Genomic DNA, 18,994 nt, shown 5'->3' on the forward strand with positions numbered 1-18,994 from the left:
ACGCAATGCCGGAACGAAGACGCAGCCACGCATGGCGTGGCTCTACGCCATGGTCGGTCAGCGATCGATCGTGACGCGCTGGCCGTACATGCAGCCGACCAGGGTGTCTATGCCGTCACGCTGAAGTACCACGAGACTTCGGGACACCTGGCGGCCGGCATCCTGGTTGCTGGACAGTTCCTTTTCCCACAGCCCGGCTTCGGCGCGGTCGGCGGTGGTCATCCCGGCGGCCTGCACGGCCTGCCCGGTGGCGCCCGGATCAATCACGCCAGCAAACAACCCCATGCCCAGCGCGACCCGTCGCGTGGGAACACCCTGGATGCGGATGGGATCGAACAGCGTCGCCACGTAGAGCTCGCCGCTGTCGCGCGAGGCCATGCTCTGGAGCTGCGCCGGCCACGCCTCCTGGCCAGCCTCCAATGCCAGGTTCCAGAACGCCTCCACCCGTTCCAGCGCTTCCGGGGATGCCCGGCATTCCGCCGCGGCGGCCAGGTCATGCGCGTCGGCGACGCGCTGGCGGCGCGCGGGAGCCGCCTCGTCGCCCTGCTCGCCGGACAGATCGCACCCCAACCGGTAGCCGTCGCCATCGCTACGTACGACGACTGCCGCGGGCGGCGGCACCTCTCCTGCTACGACGGGCGGCGACCAGACGCGAAACGGCTCGCGCAGGGTACTGGAGCGCAGGCGCAACGCGTGCGCGGCCACGATGCTTTCACGCTGGGGGTCATTGATCGGCATCGAGAAGCCCCCGGCGTCAACGAACAAACGCCGGGTAGTGATGCCCTGTGCCGTCACTGCGGTCGGCATGTCGAGGGTGGTCACCGGATGATCCTCGTCACCACCTCGTTCGAACCGCCATCCATGCAGATGGGCGGGGCGTTGCTGTGCGTCGCCATACATCGCCGCGCGCAGTGCTATACCTACCGTCTGCCTGGTCATCGGGTCTGCCCTGCATTCCAGGATGGCAACCAGGTCGCGCTGGAAGGTGGTCGCCGCGCTCGCATCGGCGGGCGACGCGGTGATGCTGGCACAGGCCAGCAGAAGTGCGAAGGCGACGATGGCCCGTGGCAGGCAGACAGAAGGAGTGGACATGGCAGGGGGTACATCGACAAGGTGCAATCGGCCATTGTCCTGCCTGCGCGTGGCCAGAGCCATGGGCAGGTGCGCCCCGTTCAATGCGGAGGCGCAGCCGGGGGCAGCCGGGCAGCGCCCGGCGCCAGGCGGGGCCGACGTTGCGTCGGCCCCGGGAAACATCAGCCTTCCGTGGTCTTCGCCTCATCCGGCTTCACCCGGAACCACGCCGCATACAGCGCCGGCAGGAATACCAGGGTCAGTACGGTGCCGACGATCAGGCCGCCCATGATCGAGATCGCCATCGAGCCGTAGAACGCGCTGCGCGACAGCGGGATCATCGCCAGCACCGCGGCCAGCGCGGTCAGCACGATCGGGCGGAAGCGGCGCACGGTGGCATCGATGATCGCGTGCCAGCGGTCGTGGCCGGCGTCGATGTCCTGCTGGATCTGGTCGATCAGGATCACCGAGTTGCGCATGATCATGCCAGCCAATGCGATGGTGCCGAGCAGGGCGACGAAGCCGAACGGCGCGCGGAACAGCAGCAGGAACAAGGTGGCGCCGATGATGCCCAGCGGCGCGGTGACCAGCACCATCGCCGCACGCGAGAAGCTGCGCAGCTGCAGCATCAGCAATGTGGCCACCACGATCAGGAACAACGGCATGCCGGCCTTGATCGAGTCCTGCCCGCGCGTTGAATCCTCCACCGTGCCGCCGGTTTCAAGCAGGTAGCCGGACGGCAGGTCGGCACGGATGCCCTCCAGCGTCGGCAGGATCTGCTGCACCACGTCCAGCGGCTGCATCGCATCGGCGATGTCGGCGCGTACGGTCACCGTCGGCAGGCGGTTGCGGTGCCAGATGATGCCATCCTCGAACACGTACTCCAGACGCGCCACCTGCGACAGCGTCACCGAGGTGCCGCTGGCGGTCGGAATGGCCAGGCTGCCGAGCATGTCCAGCCGCACACGCTCGTTGTCCGGGCCACGCAGCAGCATCTCGATCAGGCGGTTGCCCTCCCGGTAGGTGCTCACACTCATGCCCGACAACGATGTGCCCAGCAGCTGGCTCACCTGCGCGCTGCTCACGCCCAGCGCGCGTGCACGGTCCTGGTCGATCACCAGCCGTACCACTTTGCTCGGCTCGCTCCAGTCCAGGTTGACGTTCATGACGTGCGGGTTTGCGCGCACCTTGGCTTCCACCTGCCGGGCAATGGCCTGCACCTGCTCGATATGTTCGCCGGAGATGCGCATCTGCACCGGGTAGCCGACCGGAGGACCGTTCTCCAGGCGGGTCACGCGCATCTGCACGTCCGGAAACTGCGGAATCACGTCCTTGAGCAGCCAGGCGCGGGTCGCCTCACGGGCCTTGGCATTCTCGGTCAGCACCACGAACTGCGAGAAGTTGGTGGCCGGCAGCTGCTGGTCCAACGGCAGGTAGAAACGCGGCGAACCGGTGCCCACGTAGGCCACATAGTTGCTGATGCCCTGGCGGTCCTTGAGCAGCTTTTCCAGCTTGGTCGCCTGTGCCTGGGTGGCCTGCAGCGAGGCGCCCTCGGCCAGTTCGATGTCCACCATCAGTTCCGGGCGGGTCGAATCCGGGAAGAACTGCTGGGGTACGAAGCGGAAGATCAACAGCGAGAACACGAACAGCGCCGCGGTTGCCGCGATCACCCACCAGCGGTGGCGCAGGCAGGTATCCAGGAACGCGCGGAAGCGGGTGTAGAACGGCCGCTGGTACGGATCGTGGTCATGCGCGTGTTCCTTCGGCGCGATCCAGCGTGCGAGCGCGGGGCGACGCTCGGCCCACTGCACGCGCCTGGCACGCCAGCGCCCGGCCAGGCTGTCCGGCTTGGGCGGGGCCGGGTTGAACAGATCCGGCAACATCTTGTCGCCCAGGTACGGGATGAACAGCACCGCGGCGATCCATGACACCACCAGCGCGATGGTCACCACCTGGAACAGCGAGCGGGTGTACTCGCCCGTGCTGGAGGCGGCGGTGGCGATCGGCAGGAACCCGGCGGCGGTGATCAGCGTGCCGGTCAGCATCGGGAACGCGGTGGACTCCCACGCGAAGCTGGCCGCGCGCAGGCGGTCGTAACCCTGTTCCATCTTGGTGGCCATCATCTCCACCGCGATGATCGCATCGTCCACCAGCAGGCCCAGCGCCAGCACCAGCGCGCCGAGGGAAATCTTGTGCAGGCCGATGCCGAAGTAATGCATGACGAAGAACGTCATCGCCAGCACCAGCGGAATGGTCACGCCCACCACCAGGCCGGTACGCAGGCCGAGCGAGAAGAAGCTCACCAGCAGCACGATCACCACCGCCTCGGTGAGCACCTGCACGAATTCGCCTACCGACTCTTCCACCGCATGCGGCTGGTCGGAGACCTTGCGCAGCTGCATGCCGGCCGGCAGCGTCTTCTGCAGGCGTTCGAACTCGGCATCCAGGGTACTGCCCAGTTTGAGGATGTCGCCGCCGTCTTTCATCGCCACGGCGATGCCGATCGCATCTTCACCCATGAAGCGCATCTTCGGCGACGCCGGATCGGCAAAACCGCGTTTGATCTCAGCGATGTCGCCCAGATGAATGGTGCGGTCGCCGGCCTGGATCGGGAAGCTGCGGATGTCCTCCACGCCCTGGAACTGACCGGTGACGCGCAGCTGCACCCGGTCCGTCGGGGTTTCAAAGAAGCTGGTGGCGGAAATGGCATTCTGGTCGGCCAATGCCTGTTGCACCTGCTGCAGCGACACGCCCAGCGTGGCCAGCTTGGTGTTGGACAGTTCGATCCAGACCTTCTCGTCCTGCAGGCCTTCCAGCTCGATCTTGCCCACGTCCGGCACGCGCTGCAGTTCCAGCTGGATGCGGTCGGCGTAGTCGCGCATCACCGCGTAGTCGAAGCCCTGCCCGGTCAACGCGTAGATGTTGCCGAAGGTGTCGCCGAATTCGTCGTTGAAGAATGGGCCGACGATTTCGCGCGGCAGCGTCGGCTTGATGTCGCCCACGCGCTTGCGCACCTGGTACCACAGGTCCGGAATCTGCTTGGAGCGCAGGCTGTCGCGGGCCACGAAGATCACCTGCGATTCGCCCGGGCGCGAGTAGGAGCGGATGAACTCGTACTGCCCGGTGTTCAGCAGCGCCTTTTCGATCGGCTCGGTGACCTGGCGTGAGACCTGTTCGGCGGTGGCGCCGGGCCACATCGTGCGCACCACCATCACTTTGAAGGTGAACGGTGGATCTTCAGACTGGCCCAGGTGCTTGTACGACCACGCACCGATGATGGCGAAGGCCAGCATCGCAAACAGCACCAGCGGGCGGTTGCCCAATGCCCATTCGGAGAGATTGAAGCGGCGCACGGATCAGTGCCCCTTGCCATTGGCGGCTGGCGCAGCCGGCGTGACCGCCGGTGCCAGCACCGGGCGGTTCTGGCGATCGACCGCAGTCACCCGCTGGCCCTCGCGCAGCAGATGGGCACCGGCGGCAACCACCCAATCGGTGGCAACCACCCCGGACAGCACCGGCACCGCGGTGGCGCCATAGGCCCCCACCGTCACCGGGGTGGCCTTGAGCGCCCCGGTGCCGGGGTTGACCACCCACACGCTGGCCTTGCCGTCGGCACCGCGCAACACCGCGGCCAACGGCAGCTGCAGCGTGCCGGTGCGGCCGGCGGTGGCGAACACGCGCGCACTCTGCCCCAGCTCCACTTCGCTCAGGGCTTCGGTAGCCAGGCTGACCCGGGTGGCATAGGTCCGGACCTGCGCATCGGCGGCCGGGGCGATTTCGCGGATGCTGCCGGGCAGCAGCTGGCCTGGGCGGTTCCACAGTTCGACCTGGACCGGCTGGCCGATCCGGTAATCGCGGATGCTGCTTTCCGGCAGCGCGATCAACACCTCGCGGCCACCATCGGCGGCCAGGGTGAACACGGTCTGCCCGGCACTGACCACCTGCCCGGCCTCGGCCTGGCGGCTGGCGATCACGCCATCGGCCGGCGCGCGCAGCTGGGCGTACTGCGCCTGGTTGCGGGCCACGGCCAGGTTGGCGCGGGCGGCATTGGCCTGGCCCAGTGCGGCCTTGTAGGCGGCGGTCTGGCTGTCCAGCGCCGAGCGGCTGACCAGCTGGTCCTCGGCCAGCTTGGCATAGCGTTTCTGCTCATCGCGGGCGCGCACCAGGTCGGCCTCGGCGGCGGCCAGCTGGGCCTGCGATGCGCTGGCCTGGGAGGCGTAGTCGGCCGCGTCCAGTTCGGCCAGCAGCTCGCCCTTGCGCACGCGCTGGCCGGCGTCGACATGGCGCTTGACCAGGTTGCCGCCGACCCGGAACGACAGCGGGCTTTCCTGGCGGGCGCGCACTTCGCCCGGATACGCGGCCGCTTCCTGCCCGGCCACGGTGCCCGGGTGCACCACCAGCACCGGAATGGCCGCCGCCGGCTCGGCATCCTGCTTGCCGCATGCCGCCAGCACCGCCACCAGCAAACTACCGCCTACCCAACGCATGCTTTTCATGAGCTACAGGACCTGAGAAGAAATCTGGAAGAGGGCGACCGCAACATACTGTTGCAGCACCGCCAATAGTGAACCAGTCGGTATAGTATAAATATCGAACCGATTGGTCTAGTATTGTTTGCATGACCGATCCAAGCCTCCCCCTTCCGCTGGACAAGCCCGCCACCAAGGCCTCCGGGCCGGGCCGCCCGAAGGACCTGGGCAAGCGTGCAGCCATCCTCGGGGCCGCCAAGGCCTTGTTCGTGGAGCAGGGCTACAACGGGGTCAGCATGGACAGTATCGCCGCCCAGGCAGGCGTCTCCAAACTGACCGTTTACAGCCATTTCGGCGACAAAGAAACCCTTTTCACCGAAGCTGTGCAGGCCACCTGCGCCGAAATGCTGCCCGATGCGCTGTTTGTGACCGATGCCAAAGCGCCGCTGCGCGACCAGCTGGAGGGCATCGGCCTGGCCTTCTTCAGCATGATCACCTCCGCCGAGGCGGTGGCGGTGCAGCGGGTGATGATGGCCCCGGACACCGACGACCGCCTGCGCGAGATGTTCTGGGTGGCCGGCCCACAACGCACCACCGAAGCCCTGGCCGAGCTGCTGCGTGCCCGGGTGGCCTGCGGCGAACTGGAGATCGACGACTGCCAGACCGCCGCGCTGCAGCTGATGACCCTGATCAAAGGCGAGCTGCATACGCATATGATGTGCGGGCTGCGCCCGGCCCCGGCCGACTGCGATGCCGATGCGCACGTCCGTGCCAGCGTCGCGTTCTTCCTGAGGGCGTACACACCGCGCTCCAGGCTGTGACAGCAATATGAATGGACCGGAGGTCGCGGTGACTTCCGGCACTGCGACCCCGACGCGGCGGCAGCGATGCTTTGATCGCGCCGCCGGCTCCCGGCACCGGTAAAATGGCCGGCCCCCTGCGCTGGATTAGAAGAAGCCCATGACGATCGATTACTCCCACGCCCGCGAACTGATGGTCGAACAACAGATCCGTCCCTGGGACGTACTGGAAATTCGCGTGCTCGATGTACTGGCACGTTTGCCGCGGGAGGCGTTCGTCGCCGAATCGCACCGGGCCCTGGCCTACGCCGACATCGAACTGCCGTTGGGCCTGGGGCAGAAGATGATGAAGCCGGTGATCGAGGGCCGCACCCTGCAGGCACTGGACCTGCAGCCGGGCGATGAAGTGCTGGAAATCGGCACCGGCAGCGGCTACCTGAGCGCCTGCATGGGCGAGCTGGCGCGCGACGTGCTGAGCCTGGAGATCGAACCGGAACTGGCCACCACCGCGCGCGCGCGCCTGGATGCCGCCGGCCTGGGCAACAACGTGCGCATCGAGACCGCCGACGCGCTGAGCTGGGACACCGAACGCCGCTTCGATGCGATCTGCGTGACCGCCGCGGTGGACACCATCCCGTCACGTTTCGCCCAGTGGCTGCGTCCCGGTGGCCGCCTGTTCGTGATCCGCGGCCGTTCGCCGGTGATGGAAGCGGTGCTGGTCCAGGCCGATGGCAGCCTTGAATCCCTGTTTGAAACCGATATCGACTACCTGCGCGGTGCCGCTCCGGCGCCCCAGTTCCAACTCTGAGTCCAAGGAAGCCGCAATGATCCGCCGATCCCTCGCTATTGCGCTGGCCGCCGCCCTGCTGCCGATGACCGCCTCCGCCGCCGACCTGCTGCAGGTCTACGAAATGGCGCGCAACGGCGATCCGCAGCTGTCTGCAGCCGAATCGACCCGTCTGTACGACAAGGAAGGCGCCGTGCAGGCGCGTGCCGCGCTGCTGCCGCAGCTCAACGGCGAGGCCTCGCTCAACCGCAGCCGCACCAACCCCAACCACGACCTCAGTTCGAGCTCGATCACCAGCAAGAGCCGCAACTACACGGTCAATGGCAGCCAGACCCTGTTCAACTGGTCGCAGTTCGCCAACCTGCGCTCGCAGCGCGAACTGAGCCGGGCGGCGGACTTCACCCTGGATTCGGCCAACGACGACCTGATCGTGCGCAGTTCGGCGGCGTACTTCAACGTGCTGGTGGCGATCGAATCGCTGTCTGCGGCGCAGACCAACGAGGCCGCCGCGAAGAAGCAGTTCGACTTCGCCGACAAGCGCCTGGAAGTGGGCCTGGCCCCGATCACCGACGTGCATGAAGCCCGCGCCCAGTACGACCAGGCCCGCGCCAACACCATCATCGCGCAGAACACCCTGGCCGACGCCTACCAGGCGCTGACCGAACTGACCGGCCAGCCGGTCACCGACCTGCGCGCGCTGCCGGTCGATTTCCGCCCGGAACTGCCGGCCAAGTACGCCAGCATCGACCAGCTGGTCGGTGAGGCGGTCGGGCAGAACCCGGCGCTGAAGGCGCAGGAACTGAAGGTCAACGCTGCCGAGCAGGGCGTGTCGGCCGCGCGTGGCGCGCACTACCCGACCCTGTCGCTGGGTGCCAGCGCCGGCAAGTCGGCCAGCTGGGGCGATGTGGTCGGCGACAACGGCAGCTTCAGCCCGGATCGTCGTACCAACAGCATCGGCCTGACCTTGAACGTGCCGATCTTCTCAGGTGGCGCCACCCAGTCCGGCGTGCGCCAGGCCCTGGCCCAGCGCGATATCGCCCAGGACGGGTACGAGCAGCAGAAGCGCGCGCTGGACCGCAACACCCGCAATGCCTACCAGACCCTGGTGGCGGGCATCAGCGAAGTGGAAGCGCGCCGCCTGGCCGTGGTATCGGCGCAGAGCGCCTATGACGCCTCGCAGGTGGGCCTGGAAGTGGGTACCCGCACCGTGCTGGACGTGATCCAGAACCAGCGCATCCTGTTCTCGGCGCAGCTGGACTACGCGCAGGCCCGTTACAACTTCCTGCAGAACCGCCTGCAGCTGGGCCAGGCTGTGGGTACGCTGGACATCGCCGACCTGCAGGACATCAACCGCCTGCTGACCCAGACCGCCGCCACGCCGAGCACCCAGGCCAACTGAGTGCAGCGCTAGTGCGGAACCGGAAGCCACCCGAAAGGGTGGCTTTTTTTTGGCTGTTGGTTTTTCCGCTTGCGGTGTTCAACGTCCAAAAGCGTTTCGTGCCCCTCCGGGGCGCGAGTCACTTTCTGATGGCGCACATCCCTGTGCGCCACCCTACGGGCCAGCTACGCTGTTCCGCGCCGCTCCTGCGGCGCTGGTGCTCGTGCAAGAAAGTAACCAAAGAACACGCCCCCGTCCGCTCGCCGGCGGGCTACGCCCGCCGGTGCCCTGCGCTTCTCGCGTCATCGGGGGACGGCGCGGAACTCGCTGCGCTCAAACACCCGCGCCTCTTCGCCCCCGCTGCCGCTGCGATGCTCGGCTCGCTCCAAGGGGGAGGTAGATCAAGATCAAGATCAAGATCAACGGCAACGGCAACGGCAACGGCAACGGCAACGGCAACGGCAACGGCATCCAGCCGCAGTCTGACCTTGCTCCAGTTCTTGGCAACCCCATTGCAGTAGGTCCGACCCATGGTCGGACATGCTTCGTCTCGGCTTCACGTTGTCCGAGCATGGCTCGGACCTACGCTTTCCGGTGCGTGCCAGCCATGTGTGGAGGGTTGGCGCGGCTGGGTTGGCGGGACTGTCGAAAACATGGATGTTTTCGCCAAGCCCCCACGGATGGGTTTACGGCGTGTCCCGCCAACCCACCCGCGCCAGCCCAATCAGCGCAGACATCGGTCACTGCCTTTGATCTGAGGCTGCAATAGGCGGAAACAATACCAATACCAATACCAATGCATCGGTATCGACCCTCGATACCTTGGTATGCAAACGCCCAAATACGCTTGACCCCTGCGCGCACCCTGTCCACCATCCACCCCGCCCGCGTCGGTTGTTCGTTGCGGCCAAGGCCGTCAGCGTCGATCGCGGCGCTACCCCGACGCGCGCATTGCTGCCGTTTTCGGTCTGGATGGAGAGAGCCCATGTTCCATTGCCGTGTCCTTGTCCCGCTGCTGTTGAGCACGGCCCTGCTGTCCTTGGACGCGCACGCCGCCGCCAGCCTGCTGGTCGACGACGCCGGCATTACCGATGCCGGCCATTGCCAGCTGGAAAGCTGGGTGCGCCACACCGGGGACGGCCTGCACGGTACGGCGGTGCCGGCGTGCACGCTGGCCGGCACCGAGTGGTCGCTGAGATTGAACCGCGCCCCCGCCACGCCCGGCATCGCGTGGTCGGCTGGCGCCAAGCGCGTGCTGGTCGCGCGCGATCAACGCCGCTGGGGGCTGGCCCTCAGTGCCGGGCTTGGTGGCGGCCAGCACCCGCCAGGCACCGACTGGAACCTCAGCGTGCCGCTGACGCTCGGCCTGGACGCGCAGGACCGCGTGCAGCTGCATCTCAACCTCGGCCTGGCCCGCGAGGATGGCATCGGCGGGAACACCGACGGCATCGGCATGCAGATCGCCCTGCAGGGGCGATGGTCGTTGCTGGCCGAGGTCGCCCACGATGCCGCGCGCGACCGCGGCGTGCAGGTGGGGCTGCGCCGCGTGCTGTGGCCCGGCGCCAGCCTGGACCTGCTCGGCGGCCGCCAGCGGTCCTCGGGCCAGGGGCACTGGATCACGCTGGGGTTCAATATCGCCGCACCGCCGTGAGCCGGTGGCCGGCGTTCACTGCACCGGCGGCGGCAGGTGCGGGGCGATCAGCGCCACGGTGCGCTCCAGCGCGCCGCGGCCATTGCTGACCAGCGCGCAGCCGGCGCGGGCCATGTCTTCGCGGGCCGCGTCATCGCGCAGCAGCTCCAGCAGCGCATCGCCGACGCCCTGCGCATCCTCGGCGATCACCACCGCACCGGCTTCGTGCATGCGCCGCGAAATTTCGGCGAAGTTGTGCAGGTGCGGGCCAGTCACCGTGGCGGTGCCCATTGCCGCCGGTTCCAGCAGGTTGTGCCCGCCGATCGCCTGCAGGCTGCCACCGACGAAGGCCACCTGGGCGCAGCCATAGAACGACATCAGCTCGCCCAGCGTATCGATCACGAACACATCGGTATCGGCCTGCGGCCACTGCTGCTGGCGGCGCGTGGCCACGTTCCAGCCCTGCTCGCGGGCCAGGGCTTCCACCCGCGCAAACCGCTCGGGATGGCGTGGCGCCCACAACAGCAGCAGCCCGGGCACCGCCGTACGCAGCCGGCGATGCAGTTCGATGGTGGCCTGTTCCTCGCCTTCGTGGGTGCTGGCGGCGATCCAGACCGGGCGCGCGGCCGACACCTGCGCATGGAAATGCGCGATGAAGGCCTGCACATTGGGCGTGGCGATGTCGAACTTGAGGTTGCCCAGCGGCTGCACCTGGCCGGGCAGCGCGCCCAGCTGCAGGAAGCGCTCGGCATCGTCGGCCGACTGCGCCGCCACGCAGGTCACGGTGCGCAGCGCGCGGCCGATCAACGGGCGCAGCAGGCGGTAGCCACGCAACGAACGCGCCGACAAGCGTGCATTGAGGATGTACACCGGAATGCCGCGGTCGCGGCAGCCGAACAGCAGGTTCGGCCACAGCTCGGTTTCCAGGATCAGCGCCAGGCTGGGCTTGAAGTGGCCGAGGAAGCGGCCGACGCTGCCGGGCACGTCGTAGGGCAGGTAGACATGGTCCACCGCATCGCCCCACAGCGCGCGCACCCGCTCCGAACCGGTCGGGGTGATGGTGGTGACCACCCAGCGGATATCCGGGCGCAGCTTGCGCAGCGCGTTGACCAGCGGCGCGGCCGCGTTGACCTCGCCGACCGACACCGCGTGCACCCACACCCGCGGCTGGCCGCTGGGGTGCGGATAGGACGCATAGCGTTCATCCCAGCGCCGGAAGTACTCGCGCACCCGGAAACCCCGCCACACCAGGTGGTACACGGTGATCGGCAGCAGCAGGTACAGCACGGCCGAGTACAGGCCGCGCAGGATCCATTCGACAGGGCTTCTACGCATGCGCAGAGGATACGGGAGCGGCGCGGCGAAGACACGCCGTGCCGCCGTGACGGCCGGTGCCGGGACGCATCGGGGTGCATCCATTAGAATCGACGGCATGTCCGATACCGCCTCCACCGCCACCCGCCCCTCCCTGCGCGATCCGCGCCACTGGCCGATGTTCGCCGTGATGCTGGGCGCCTTCGCCATCGCCCGCCTGCCGTGGATGCTGCAGCGCGCGCTGGGCCGCGGGGTGGGCACGGTGGCCTACCGGCTGGCCGGCAGCCGCCGGCGCGCGGCCGAGGTCAACCTGAAGCTGTGCTTCCCCGAGAAGGACGATGCCTGGCGCCAGCGCCTGCTGCGCGACAGCTTCGACGCGCTGGGCGTGGGCATCTTCGAATTCGCCCGGGCCTGGTGGGGCAGCATCGACAGCATCCGCCCGCAGGTGCGGATCGAGGGCCTGGAGCACCTCAAGGCCATGCAGGCGCAGGGCCGCGGCGTGCTGCTGGTATCGGGGCACTTCATGACCCTGGAAATGTGCGGGCGCCTGCTGTGCGACCACGTCGAGCTGTCGGGCATGTACCGCAGGCACCGCAACCCGGTCTACGAATGGGCGGTGAAGTTCGGCCGGCTGCGCTATGCCAAGGCCATGTTCGCCAACGAGGATATCCGCGCCAGCGTGCGCCACCTCAAGAAGGGCGGTTTCCTGTGGTATGCGCCCGACCAGGACATGCGCGGCAAGGACACCGTGTTCGTACCGTTCTTCGGCCACACCGCCTCGACCATCACCGCCACCCACCAGTTGGCGCGGATGACCGGCTGTGCGGTGATTCCGTATTTCCACCGTCGCGAAGGCGGAAAGTACTTCCTGAAGATCGGCGCGCCACTGGAGAACTTCCCCAGCGAAGACGTAGCCGCCGACACCACCCGGGTCAACAAGGCGATCGAGGACATGGTCCGCGAAGCGCCCGACCAGTACCTGTGGATCCACCGGCGTTTCAAGCGCCAGCCCGGCGGCCGCAGCGACTTCTACCGGTAGGGACCGTAGATCCACGTCATGCGTGGATCCGCAACACGCCCGCCCCCAGACGTCCCCTCCGCCGTAGATCCACGCCATGCGTGGATACGCAGCCCGTCCGCTCCCCCGAATGCCCGCACCAGAAGCATCCACGCATGGCGTGGATCTACGGCGCTTCCCTGGCCAGCAGACTGCCCGCATACAACGCGGCCAGCAGCAGGGTCAGCCCGCCCCAGAAGGTGGAATAGAACGCCAGGTGTGTGTTGAACGGGAATACCGTTACCGCCAGTGCCAGCATTGCCGGCCGTGCGCGTTCGCGCGCCGGCAGCTCGGCGAAGCGCCAGGCGCGCCATGCCTGCGCTGCTGCGGCCAGCCACAGCAGCAGGCCCAGCACCCCGGTTTCGGCCAGGATTTCCAGCACGATCTGGTGCGCATGCAGGGCCGGGCCCTCCCCCCACACGTCGGCGCCGGCGGCGTGGTTGCAGGCCGGGTACGCATCGCGGAAACCGCGCGCGCCGACCCCGTTGACCGGGTGCGCGGCGATCATGCAGCCCGCCGCCGCCCAGATCCGGCTGCGCCCGGACAGGGCCTGGTTGAGGCCCTCGCTGCCGCCCTGCTGCCAGGCCATGGCCGTGCGCGCCAGGCGCTCGCGCACCTGCGGCACGCCCACCCCCAGCCCCACCGCGATCACCGCGCCCAGCGCCAGGCTGGCCAAGGCCGCGCGCGTGCCCAGCAACCAGCGCGCGGAAAACACCAGCACCAGCGCATAGCTGAGCCAGGCCGCGCGCGAACCGGCCAGTACCAGCACCACCCCGACCAGTACCGCCGCCAGCCCCCAGGCCCACACCCCGCCGCGCCGGGCTGCGGCGAACAGCAGGAACGGGGACAGGCTGGCCAGCACCTGGCCGAACTTGAGATTGCACGGCCCCAGCACGCCGCTCAGGCGGTCGGCGGCCGCGGCTTCCTGGGCCGTGCACAGGCCGTGGCCGCTGACCGCCCACTTGAGCTGGTCCAGCGACCAGAACAGCGCGCTGCTGCCCGACACCGCCTGCCCCAGCGCATCCAGCGTCCATGCCGCGGTGATCAGCGCCAGGCCGCCCAAGGTCAGGCGGCGCCGCTGCGGCGTGGCCACCGCAATGGCCACCAGCCACATGAAGGGCAGATAGCGCAGCCCGGCGGCGGCCTTGCGCCAAGCCGTGGCCGGGTCGATCGCATCGAAGGCGGAAAATGCCTGCGGCAGCCAATAGCCCAGGAACAGGATGCTGGTCAGCGCCCAGGCCGGCGCACTCAGCAGCCGCTGCTTGCCCTGCAGGCGCAGCTGCACCATGCACACCGCCGCATACAACGCGCCAAGCACCAGCACGCTTTCGGCCACGCCGGGCAACGGCCACAGCGCGACGAAGGCGATCACCCACCACGGTGCCCAGCGCCCGGCACGGGACGCCGGCGAACCGGGCACGCAGGCCGGGTCAGCCGGCGAGAGAGGTGTAGAGCTGGAGGGTGTCACGCTGCATCGCCTGCAAGGTAAACGGGATCCGCGATGGCAATGCCGGCGGTTGCTGCAGCAACTGCAACGCGCGCGCCAGCAAGGCCTGGTCATCATGCAAGGGTACCGCGCCGGAAGGCTGCAGCTGCGCCAGCAGCTCGCCAACCCCGCCATGGTTCCAGCCCAGTACAGGCCGGCCCACCGACAACGCCTCCAGCACGGTGCGCCCGAATGCTTCGGCCTTGTCCGACACCTGCAGCACCAGATCGCTGGCCGCATAGGCCTGGGCGATGCGGGCGGTCGGCGCGGTCATCAGCAGCGCCTCGGACACCCCCAGCGTGCCGGCCAGTGCCTCCAGTTCGGCGACATAGCTTTCGCGCCCCGGCTCGCGGGTGCCGGGCATCCACAGCCGCGCCGGCACGCCGGCCGCGTGCAGCCCGGCCAGCAGCGCCAGCGCATGGCGGTGGCCCTTGAGCCGGGTACCGCGCCCGGGCAGCAGCAGCAGCGGCGCGCTGCCGGCCAGGGTCGGGTGCTGGCTGGCCACGGCCAGGCGCGCGCGCCGGTCCTGGCGCGGTACGCGCGGGAACTGCGCCACGTCCACCCCGCGCGGAATCACCTGCAGGCGCTGCGCGGGCACGCCGGGGTAATGCGCCTGGACGAAATCGCGCACGCTGTTGGACACGCAGATCACCCGTTCGCCGCTGGTCATCACCGCGCTGTAGCGGCCCGGCGAATTGAGCCCGTGCACGGTGGTCACCCAGTGCGGGCGCTGCGCCGCCGGCAGGTTGCGCAGCGCGTACAGCCCCAGCCAGGCCGGCAGCCGCGAGCGGGCATGGACGATGTCCGGGGCCACTTCCAGGAACAGGCGGCGCAGGCTGAGCACATGGCGCAGGGTGAGCAGCGATTTGCGCCCGATGTCCAGGGTGAGGTGCTCGGCGCCGCTGGCCAGCAGCGGTTCGACCAGCCGCCCACCGGCGGACACGACAATGGCCCGGTGGCCGGCGGCAACCAGGGCGGAGGCGATCTCAAGGGTGGAACGTTCGACCCCGCCGGAGTGCAGCGCCGGCAGCAGCTGCACCACGGTCAACCGGCGCATCAACGCGGGCCGCGGCTCAGTCGGCCAGCACGAACACGGCGCCGCAGTACGGGCACTTGGCTTCCCCGTTGGGCTCGTCTTCGATCGGCAGGTACACGCGCGGATGCGAGTTCCACAGCGCCATTTCCGGGGTCGGGCAGCTCAGCGGCAGGTCGGCGCGATGCGCGGTGTAGCGCTTCTCGGCGTTGGCGGGCGCAGTGGCGGTATGGCTCATGGCGTGGACACACAAAGGAATTGCGAAGGTGTCGATTCTAGCATCCGCCGCCGGCGCAGCAGTGCCCCGGCCCGCCCCATGCGGCAACCGGGAGGCCCGGTGCCCAGCCACGGCACCGGTCTTTTTAAATCGATCCAAAAAGACTGTCAATCGGCAGCGCAACATGCCGGTTTCCCGCATTTGGATCGAACTAAATGGCACTTGCCAGTATCGCCACGCCTGTTGCAGCATCGGCGCTTCCAATCCCGTCCCGATCGCATGGCCCGCCCCCACCGGACCGGCATCGCCCACCCGCCCGCCCAGGGCGAGCGGGGTGATGCTGTCTGCCGTGGTCGCCGATGCGGGCGTTGCCTCCGCCTGCCCTCTCCGGGAGTCCCTGCATGACCGTGTCCGCCCCGCGCCCCACCCGCCCTGCCCGGCTGCCGTTCGCCCTTGCCCTGGCCTGCGCCACGCTGGCTATGCCCGCGTTCGGCCAGGGTATGCAGACCTCCTTCGAGCCGGGCCAGCCAACCCCGCTGGGCGGCACGCAGGCCCTGCAGGTACAGGTCGGCAGCGGTCCGCGCGCACCCTATGCGGCCAAGCCCGGGGTGGGCTACAGCGGCCTGCATGCGCTGCACTACGCCAGTGCCGGCGGCCGCCAGCAACGGCGCCTGTTCGACACCGACCTGGCGATCCAGGCCGATACCACGCTGAGCTGGCTGGTGCTGCCGGAGATCGTCGGCACCGATACGCGGGCCTCCACCTACGTGTCGCTGGATCTGCTGCTGGACGACGGCAGCCGGGTCTCGGCCAGCACCGCGCGCGACCAGCATGGCATCGCGCTGGGCGCGGCCGCGCAGGGTGACTCGAAGACGCTGTACCCGCAGCAATGGGCGCGCAAGGCCGTGCGCCTGGGCGATGTGCCGGCGCTGCGTGGCCGCCGGGTGGTGGCCGTGGAACTGGACGTGGCCAGCCAGGCCGGCGCGCCGGTGTCGGGCTGGATCGACGATGTACGCCTGGACGCGCAGCCACGCAGCACCGCGCAGCGCCCATCGGACTGGGTGCTGACCACCCGCGGCACCCAGGCCAACGGCACTTTCTCGCGCGGCAACAACTTCCCCGCCACTGCGGTGCCGCACGGCTTCAACTTCTGGACCCCGGTGACCGATGCCGGCGCGCTGAACTGGCTGTACCGCTGGAACGAGCAGAACAATGCCGACAACCGGCCGCAGCTGCAGGCCCTGGCCCTGAGCCACCAGCCCAGCCCGTGGATGGGCGACCGCCAGACCTTCCAGGTGATGCCGTCCAACCGCCGCGGCGTGCCCGAGGCCGACCGCGCCAGGCGCGCGCTGTCGTTCTCGCACGACAACGAACTGGCACGGCCGTACCGCTACCAGGTGCGCTTCGACAACGGCATCGACGCGGCGATCGCCCCGACCGACCACGCTGCGCTGTTCCGCTTCAGCTTCCCCGCCGACGGCGACGCCAACCTGCTGTTCGACAACGTCGATGCCCGCGGCGGGCTGACCCTGGATGCGGCCACCCAGACCCTGTCCGGTTACACCGACACGCGCAGCGGCCTGTCCAACGGCGCCACCCGCATGTACGTGGTGGCCAGCTTCGACAAGCCCTGGCGCAGCAGCGGGCGGATCGACAGCGGCCGCCCCACCGGCTACATCAAGTTCGATCCGGGCAGCGACCGCCAGGTCAACATGCGCATCGCCACCTCGCTGATCTCCATCGAGCAGGCCCGCCACAACCTGGCGCTGGAACTGGCCGCCGACGACACCCTGGAACGCGTGGCCGCACGTGCGCAGGATGCGTGGGATGCGCGGCTGGCCCGGTTCGAGATCGGCGACGCCAGCGACGACCAGAAGACCACGCTGTATTCCAGCCTGTACCGGCTGTACCTGTACCCCAACTCCGGCCACGAGAACGCCGGCAGCAATGCCGCGCCGGACTGGCGCTACGCCAGCCAGGCCAGTGCCGCCGAGGACAACACCGACGGCAGCGCCACGCGCAGCTTCGCCCCGGTGCGCGATGGCAAGGTGTACGTCAACAACGGCTTCTGGGACACCTTCCGCACCACCTGGCCGGCCTATGCGCTGTTCACCCCCGACGATGCCGGTGCGCTGGTGCAGGGCTTCCTGGAGCAGTACCGCGCCGGCGGCTGGGTGGCGCGCTGGTCATCGCCCGGTTATGCCGATCTGATGGTGGGCACCAGTTCGGATGTGGCCTTCGCCGATGCGTGGCTGAAGGGCATCGGCGGCTTCGATCCGGAAGAGGCCTACGCGGCCGCGCTGAAGAACGCCACCGTGGTGCCGCCGGACCGCCATGTGGGGCGCAAGGGCATGGACCGGTCCACCTTCCGGGGCTACGCCAGTGCCGACGTGCACGAAGGCATGTCGTGGACGATGGAAGGCGCACTCAACGACTTCGGCATCGCCAACATGGCCCAGGCCCTGGCCAAGCGTGCCACCAGCGCCGCCGCACGTGAACGCTATGCCACCGAGGCCGACTACTTCGGCCATCGCGCCGGTACCTACGCCACGTTGTTCGACCCGGCCGCCGGGTTCTTCCAGGGCCGCACCGCCGACGGCAACTGGCGCCTGGCCGCCAAGGACTATGACCCGCGCGTGTGGGGCCACGACTACACCGAGAGCAACGGCTGGACCTTCGCCTTTACCGCCGCGCACGACGGCGAGGGCCTGGCCGGGCTGTATGGCGGCCGCGCCCAGCTGGCCGCCAAGCTCGACACCTTCTTCGCCACCCCGGAAACCGCCGATCCCGCCTTCGCCGGCTCCTACGGCGGCACCATCCACGAGATGACCGAAGCGCGCGACGTGCGCATGGGCATGTACGCGCACAGCAACCAGCCGGCCCACCACATCCCGTGGATGTACCTGTACGCCGGGCAGCCGTGGAAGACCCAGCAGCACGTGCGCCAGATCCTGTCGCGGCTGTACCTGGGCAGCGAGATCGGCCAGGGCTACCCCGGCGATGAGGACAACGGCGAGACCTCGGCGTGGTACGTGCTGGCCTCGCTGGGCCTGTATCCGTTGCGCATGGGCGCGCCCGAATATGCGATCGGTTCGCCGGCGTTCGGCCATGCACGGGTGGAACTGCAGGGCGGCGCGGTGCTGACGGTGAATGCGGCCAACAACTCGCGCGAGAACGTGTACGTGCAGTCGCTGAAGATCAACGGCAAGCCGTGGACGAAGACCTGGGTGCCGCACGAGGTGATCGCCAAGGGCGCCACGCTGGACTTCGTGATGGGACCCCAGCCCTCGACCTGGGGCAGCGGCCCGGACGATGCGCCGCGCTCGCTCACCGCGCGCGGCCAGCGCCCTGCCCTGCTGCATGACCTGCTGGGCAGCGGCGCGCGCGCGCAGCTCGCCGACGGCCGCGCGGTGCCGGCCCTGCTGGACGACGATGCCGGCACGACGGTGCCGGTGGGCGCGGGCACGGTGGTGTTCAGCGGGGTAAGCGATGGCACGCCGTCGATGTACACGCTGACCAGTGGCAACGGCGCGATCGGCGGCGGTGCGTGGACGCTGGAAGCCCGCCGCGCTGGCGGCCGCTGGGTCACGCTGGACGAGCGCCGCGGCGAGGACTTTGCCTGGGCGCTGCAGACCCGGCCATTCGCGATCAGCAAACCCGCCCGCTACGCCGAGTACCGGCTGCGTATTGCCGCGCCGGGGCGGATGCAGTTGGCCGAGGTGGAACTGCTGGCACCGATGGGGGAGCAGTGA

At 68.8% G+C, this 18,994-nt stretch carries 13 protein-coding genes; 6 read left to right on the forward strand and 7 right to left on the reverse strand.

Features of this window, described 5'->3' with window-relative positions; translation table 11 throughout:
• Positions 1-57 precede the first annotated feature (57 nt).
• The 3 genes from AC3ITM_RS15515 to AC3ITM_RS15525 all read right to left on the reverse strand — a co-directional run bounded on the left by AC3ITM_RS15515 (position 58) and on the right by AC3ITM_RS15525 (position 5,567).
• Complete coding sequence (locus AC3ITM_RS15515) at positions 58-1,092, reverse strand: hypothetical protein (RefSeq protein ID WP_489266269.1); 1,035 nt, start codon at positions 1,090-1,092, stop codon at positions 58-60.
• A gap of 161 nt (positions 1,093-1,253) precedes the next feature.
• Positions 1,254-4,424, reverse strand: coding sequence for an efflux RND transporter permease subunit (locus AC3ITM_RS15520; protein WP_489266271.1), 3,171 nt, complete (start codon positions 4,422-4,424; stop codon positions 1,254-1,256).
• A gap of 3 nt (positions 4,425-4,427) precedes the next feature.
• Positions 4,428-5,567: an efflux RND transporter periplasmic adaptor subunit gene (locus tag AC3ITM_RS15525; protein WP_489266273.1), complete on the reverse strand. Its 1,140-nt coding sequence runs from the start codon at positions 5,565-5,567 to the stop codon at positions 4,428-4,430.
• Positions 5,568-5,689: 122 nt separating this feature from the next.
• Here AC3ITM_RS15525 and AC3ITM_RS15530 point away from each other — a divergent pair, with 122 nt between their 5' ends.
• From AC3ITM_RS15530 to AC3ITM_RS15545, 4 genes are all read left to right on the forward strand, one after another.
• On the forward strand, positions 5,690-6,361 hold the full coding sequence (locus tag AC3ITM_RS15530) for a TetR/AcrR family transcriptional regulator (protein ID WP_489266275.1): 672 nt from the start codon (positions 5,690-5,692) through the stop codon (positions 6,359-6,361).
• A 139-nt stretch (positions 6,362-6,500) separates the two neighbouring features.
• On the forward strand, positions 6,501-7,148 hold the full coding sequence (locus tag AC3ITM_RS15535) for a protein-L-isoaspartate O-methyltransferase family protein (RefSeq protein ID WP_489266277.1): 648 nt from the start codon (positions 6,501-6,503) through the stop codon (positions 7,146-7,148).
• Positions 7,149-7,164: 16 nt separating this feature from the next.
• Entirely contained in the window at positions 7,165-8,526 is a 1,362-nt protein-coding gene (locus tag AC3ITM_RS15540) for a TolC family outer membrane protein (protein ID WP_489266279.1), read from the forward strand.
• 964 nt (positions 8,527-9,490) lie between these two features.
• Positions 9,491-10,156: a hypothetical protein gene (locus AC3ITM_RS15545; protein ID WP_489266281.1), complete on the forward strand. Its 666-nt coding sequence runs from the start codon at positions 9,491-9,493 to the stop codon at positions 10,154-10,156.
• A 15-nt stretch (positions 10,157-10,171) separates the two neighbouring features.
• Here AC3ITM_RS15545 and waaA read toward each other — a convergent pair whose 3' ends face one another.
• On the reverse strand, positions 10,172-11,470 hold the full coding sequence (waaA, locus tag AC3ITM_RS15550) for a lipid IV(A) 3-deoxy-D-manno-octulosonic acid transferase (protein WP_489266283.1): 1,299 nt from the start codon (positions 11,468-11,470) through the stop codon (positions 10,172-10,174).
• Between the two features lie 97 nt (positions 11,471-11,567).
• Here waaA and AC3ITM_RS15555 point away from each other — a divergent pair, with 97 nt between their 5' ends.
• A complete protein-coding gene (locus AC3ITM_RS15555; RefSeq protein ID WP_489266285.1) occupies positions 11,568-12,488 on the forward strand; it encodes an LpxL/LpxP family Kdo(2)-lipid IV(A) lauroyl/palmitoleoyl acyltransferase in 921 nt (306 codons plus the stop codon).
• Positions 12,489-12,633: 145 nt separating this feature from the next.
• Here AC3ITM_RS15555 and AC3ITM_RS15560 read toward each other — a convergent pair whose 3' ends face one another.
• Genes AC3ITM_RS15560 through AC3ITM_RS15570 form a run of 3 tightly spaced genes read right to left on the reverse strand, consistent with a single transcriptional unit; the run spans position 12,634 to position 15,263 of the window.
• Positions 12,634-13,974: an O-antigen ligase family protein gene (locus AC3ITM_RS15560; RefSeq protein WP_489266287.1), complete on the reverse strand. Its 1,341-nt coding sequence runs from the start codon at positions 13,972-13,974 to the stop codon at positions 12,634-12,636.
• Positions 13,937-15,049 (reverse strand): glycosyltransferase, encoded by a 1,113-nt coding sequence (locus tag AC3ITM_RS15565; protein ID WP_489266289.1) that lies wholly within the window; start codon positions 15,047-15,049, stop codon positions 13,937-13,939. The genes AC3ITM_RS15560 and AC3ITM_RS15565 overlap by 38 nt, the downstream gene beginning before the upstream one ends.
• A gap of 16 nt (positions 15,050-15,065) precedes the next feature.
• Entirely contained in the window at positions 15,066-15,263 is a 198-nt protein-coding gene (locus AC3ITM_RS15570; RefSeq protein WP_228887719.1) for a zinc-finger domain-containing protein, read from the reverse strand.
• A 380-nt stretch (positions 15,264-15,643) separates the two neighbouring features.
• Here AC3ITM_RS15570 and AC3ITM_RS15575 point away from each other — a divergent pair, with 380 nt between their 5' ends.
• Positions 15,644-18,994, forward strand: a complete 3,351-nt coding sequence (locus AC3ITM_RS15575) for a GH92 family glycosyl hydrolase (RefSeq protein WP_489266291.1) — start codon at positions 15,644-15,646, stop codon at positions 18,992-18,994.

The sequence above is a fragment of the Stenotrophomonas sp. KH_029 genome (assembly GCF_057839765.1).

Bases quoted from the DNA above. Each gene is read 5' to 3' on its own strand.
- AC3ITM_RS15515 (WP_489266269.1), bottom strand. From the start codon at position 1,092: ATGTCCACTCCTTCTGTCTGCCTGCCACGGGCCATCGTCGCCTTCGCA.
- AC3ITM_RS15525 (WP_489266273.1), bottom strand. From the start codon at position 5,567: ATGAAAAGCATGCGTTGGGTAGGCGGTAGTTTGCTGGTGGCGGTGCTG.
- AC3ITM_RS15530 (WP_489266275.1), top strand. From the start codon at position 5,690: ATGACCGATCCAAGCCTCCCCCTTCCGCTGGACAAGCCCGCCACCAAG.
- AC3ITM_RS15535 (WP_489266277.1), top strand. From the start codon at position 6,501: ATGACGATCGATTACTCCCACGCCCGCGAACTGATGGTCGAACAACAG.
- AC3ITM_RS15540 (WP_489266279.1), top strand. From the start codon at position 7,165: ATGATCCGCCGATCCCTCGCTATTGCGCTGGCCGCCGCCCTGCTGCCG.
- AC3ITM_RS15545 (WP_489266281.1), top strand. From the start codon at position 9,491: ATGTTCCATTGCCGTGTCCTTGTCCCGCTGCTGTTGAGCACGGCCCTG.
- waaA (WP_489266283.1), bottom strand. From the start codon at position 11,470: ATGCGTAGAAGCCCTGTCGAATGGATCCTGCGCGGCCTGTACTCGGCC.
- AC3ITM_RS15555 (WP_489266285.1), top strand. From the start codon at position 11,568: ATGTCCGATACCGCCTCCACCGCCACCCGCCCCTCCCTGCGCGATCCG.
- AC3ITM_RS15565 (WP_489266289.1), bottom strand. From the start codon at position 15,049: ATGCGCCGGTTGACCGTGGTGCAGCTGCTGCCGGCGCTGCACTCCGGC.
- AC3ITM_RS15570 (WP_228887719.1), bottom strand. From the start codon at position 15,263: ATGAGCCATACCGCCACTGCGCCCGCCAACGCCGAGAAGCGCTACACC.
- AC3ITM_RS15575 (WP_489266291.1), top strand. From the start codon at position 15,644: ATGACCGTGTCCGCCCCGCGCCCCACCCGCCCTGCCCGGCTGCCGTTC.